This window comes from Flavobacterium sp., from assembly GCF_003525665.1.
Classification (GTDB): domain Bacteria; phylum Bacteroidota; class Bacteroidia; order Flavobacteriales; family Flavobacteriaceae; genus Flavobacterium.
The window spans coordinates 1-3,813 of the sequence record NZ_DQDX01000164.1 but is presented as its reverse complement, the minus strand read 5'-3'; the positions used below and the strand labels follow the sequence as shown (position 1 = coordinate 3,813).

The following is a 3,813-nucleotide window of genomic DNA, read 5'->3' as shown; positions in this document are numbered from 1 at the left end:
TTAAATTCTACAAGTGAAGTCACCAAAAAAAACAATCTCTGCGCTCAACGAAAAAGAAGGAGTTGAACAACCACAGAAGTTTAGTTCGTCGTCTGTTGAGTTAATTCAGCAAATGCGGAGAAAACAACCGTCGGCAAATGATTTGATTGATGGGATTTTAAAACATGACAAAGTAGCTTTAAGTCGTGCCATTACTTTGGTAGAAAGTACCAATCCCGAACATTTATCGAAAGCTAATGAAGTTATAAATGGTTGTTTGCCCAGCGCAAATAAATCGGTTAGAATAGGAATTACTGGCGTTCCTGGTGTTGGAAAAAGTACGTTTATTGAGGCTTTTGGAAAACATTTAACTTCGTTAGGAAAAAAAGTTGCTGTTCTGGCTGTCGATCCAAGTAGTACCATTTCGCACGGAAGTATTCTTGGCGATAAAACTAGAATGGAAGAATTGGTGAAAGACGAAAATGCATTTATTCGTCCGAGTGCTTCGGGCGAAACTCTTGGTGGCGTTGCGAGAAAAACACGTGAATCAATAATTCTATGCGAAGCCTGCGGATTTGACACTATAATTATCGAAACGGTTGGAGTTGGACAAAGCGAAACCGCCGTTCACAGCATGGTAGATTTCTTTTTATTACTAAAAATTTCTGGTGCAGGCGATGAATTGCAAGGTATAAAACGTGGCATCATGGAAATGGCCGACGCTATTGTAATTAACAAAGCCGATGGCGATAATATCAACAAAGCGAAATTAGCCAAAACCGAATTCAATAGAGCTTTACACTTATTTCCTGCCAAAAAATCGGGCTGGATTCCAACTGCATCTACTTGTAGTTCGTATACAAAAGATGGAATTAATGAGGTTTGGAATACAATCTCTGACTATTTAGAATTGGCAAAATCAAATAATTATTTTCAAGAAAAAAGAAAAGATCAGAACCAGTTTTGGATGATGGAAACAATTAACGAACAATTAAAATGGAATTTCTACAATCATCCCGAAATTATCGAATTGATAGAGCAAAACAAAAAAGCAGTTCAAAATGATGAAATGTCACCTTTTGCAGCTGCTGTGAGTTTGTTGGAAAAGTATTTTAAAATAGAAAATTACTCTTCGTAACCTTCCATTTCTTTGTCATAAAATTCTCCGGCAAGTGTAATTAAATGTTCCATTTCACTTTCTAGTTCGGTTTCGTCTTCGCCTTCTAAATCTTCAAGAAACTCTACTTCATCGTCTTTTAAATTGATTATAAAACGCGGAAAGTCAAGGTGAATGATGAAAATATCATCTGGAAAATCGGAATTGTCTGCTAAAACAAATTTAGGTAATTGCATAGTATTTTAGTTTTTAACTTCTGTTTTTAAACTTCAGAAGTTGTAGTATTAATTAATTTTTTAGTCAAATAATGAAAGCGAATATACAAAAATATTGCTGCTGCAGATAATCCTGCTAGAAGTCCAATCCAAACGCCTACTGCTTTCAACTCGGTGTATTCACCAAGATAATACGAAATTGGAAAACCAATAACCCAATAAGCAACAAAAGTAACATACATGGGAACTTTCACGTCTTGCAATCCGCGTAAAGCACCAAGAACAACCACTTGAATTCCATCAGATATTTGAAAAACTGCCGCAACCAAAAGTAATTTTGCAGCAATAACAACGACTTCTTGATTGTCTACAAGTTGTATTTCATTACTCATATCTAAGAATAATGGTGGTAATATTTGATGAAAAGCAACAAATAAAACGGCGAAAATAATTTCGATAATAATCGCTAGTAAAAAGATGGAACGCGCCACAATTACAAGGTTTTTATAATCGTTTAGCCCTTTTTGATTACTTACTCTAATCATAGAAACAACGCTCAATCCCATGGCAAACATAAACGTCATCGAAGCCAAACTCAATGCAATTTGATTCGCAGCCTGACTCGTTTTTCCAATGTTGCCGCACAACCAAATCGCAGCTGTAAAAAGCACTACTTCAAACAACATTTGCATCGCCGATGGCAAACCAATATTTACAATTTTCTTGATTACTTCTTTTTTAATTTCATCAAAACTAAATCCTTTAAAGTATTGCTTCAAGCGTTCTTGTTTAGACAAAATAATGTGCATAAAAGCCACCATCATAATTCTGGAAATTACCGTTCCTAATGCGGCGCCAATAATTCCCATTTTAGGAAAAATCCAAATTCCGTAAATCAAAAAATAATTGATAATTACGTGAATAACATTTGCCATCACAATAGCATACATTGAGTATTTTGTCATCGAAAGTCCGTCGGCAAACTGCTTATAACCTTGATATATTATTAACGGAACAAGTGAAAACGCAACCCAATCAAGATAAGGTTTTGCCAATTCAATAACGTCTTTGGGTTGGTGCAACAACTCCATTATTGGCTTTGCTAATACAATCAATCCAAATAATGCAAATCCTAAAATAGTACACAAAAACAATCCGTGATGAAAAAACGAACGAATTTTTCCGTTGTCATTTTCCGCATCGGCTTCACCAACCATTGGTGTAATTGCTGTAGAAAATCCGATACCAATTGACATCGCAATAAATATCATACTGTTTCCTAAAGAAACTGCTGCAAGCTCAGTAGAACCAAGCTTTCCAACCATAATATTATCGACAATTCCAATTAAAGTATGCCCAACCATACCCAAAATTACTGGGTAAGCCAAGTGCAAATTGTATCTAAATTCTTTTGTGTATTGAGAAAAGTTCACGGTGCATTTTTTTGAATTGGCAAAGATAATAGATAGTTCACACGAATTTCACTAATTTTCACTAATTCTTTATAATGCTACTTCATGTCTATTTTCCCTTCAACTGTTCTCTGTAAACGTCAATATTTGCTTTTACTTTTGGGTCCAATTCCGGTTCAGTAATATCAGTCAGTTTCAGCATTTCTTCCCAAATAACTTTTGCCACAATATAACGCGCAACACCTTTATCATCAGCAGGAACAACATACCAAGGTGCGTTTTCTTTCGCAGTTTTATTGATTGCTTCTTCGTAATACTTCATGTAATCATCCCAACGTTCACGCTCTTTTAAATCGCCGGTAGAAAACTTCCAGTTGTCCTCTGGATTTTCCAAACGCTTCAATAATCGCTCGCGTTGTTCTTCCTTACTCATGTGAAAATAAAATTTCAAAATTTTAGTTCCGTTTTGCGAAATGTGCTTTTCAAAATTGTTGATTTGCTCAAATCGATCTTCCCAAAACTTTGGCGTAATATCTTCTACTTTTTCAATTCCGGGCAAATTTTCAAACAAAATATACTCTGGATGCACTCGTGTTACCAATACATTTTCATAATGCGTTCTGTTGAAAACGGCAAACTTTCCTTTCTCTGGCAAAGCCAAATAGTGACGCCACAAATAATCGTGTTCCAACTCGGTAGAATTGGGCGTTTTAAAACTATGAACCACAACACCACGAGCATTAAATTCCTTAAAAACTTCACGAATCAAACTGTCTTTTCCGCTCGTGTCCATGCCTTGCAAACAAATTAGAAACGCATATTTATTGTGAGCATACATCGCATCTTGACGCTTACTCAACTTCACTTGTACTTCATCCAACGCTTCTTCTTCTTGATCACTATTGGTGTCAATATCCAATTTTGTTGGCAACTTAGATAAATTTATCTTCCCAACAACTTTAAAATCTTCTATGTTAATTGATTTCATAAATGTTAATTTATTATTGTAAAAATACTATTTTTGAGGAGCTATTTCCAGCTATACGCTCTATCTTTTCCTTTTTAAAGAAAAAAGAAAAAGGATGCCGCT

Annotated in this window: 4 protein-coding genes; 1 reads left to right on the top strand and 3 read right to left on the bottom strand. The window is 35.2% G+C overall.

Annotated elements, in window-relative coordinates:
* Positions 1 to 13: 13 nt before the first annotated feature.
* The gene (meaB, locus tag DIU01_RS11575; protein WP_290834612.1) at positions 14 to 1,117 is read left to right on the top strand and encodes a methylmalonyl Co-A mutase-associated GTPase MeaB; all 1,104 of its coding nucleotides are present in this window, start codon (positions 14 to 16) and stop codon (positions 1,115 to 1,117) included.
* Here the strand turns inward: meaB and DIU01_RS11570 are convergent.
* The 3 genes from DIU01_RS11570 to DIU01_RS11560 form a co-directional block, all read right to left on the bottom strand.
* Positions 1,105 to 1,332 (bottom strand): hypothetical protein, encoded by a 228-nt coding sequence (locus DIU01_RS11570; protein WP_035126265.1) that lies wholly within the window; start codon positions 1,330 to 1,332, stop codon positions 1,105 to 1,107. The two genes, meaB and DIU01_RS11570, sit on opposite strands and share 13 nt — an antisense overlap.
* A 26-nt stretch (positions 1,333 to 1,358) precedes the next feature.
* Complete coding sequence (locus DIU01_RS11565; RefSeq protein WP_290834609.1) at positions 1,359 to 2,744, bottom strand: MATE family efflux transporter; 1,386 nt, start codon at positions 2,742 to 2,744, stop codon at positions 1,359 to 1,361.
* Between the two features lie 88 nt (positions 2,745 to 2,832).
* Complete coding sequence (locus DIU01_RS11560) at positions 2,833 to 3,711, bottom strand: PPK2 family polyphosphate kinase (RefSeq protein WP_290834607.1); 879 nt, start codon at positions 3,709 to 3,711, stop codon at positions 2,833 to 2,835.
* Positions 3,712 to 3,813 lie beyond the last annotated feature (102 nt).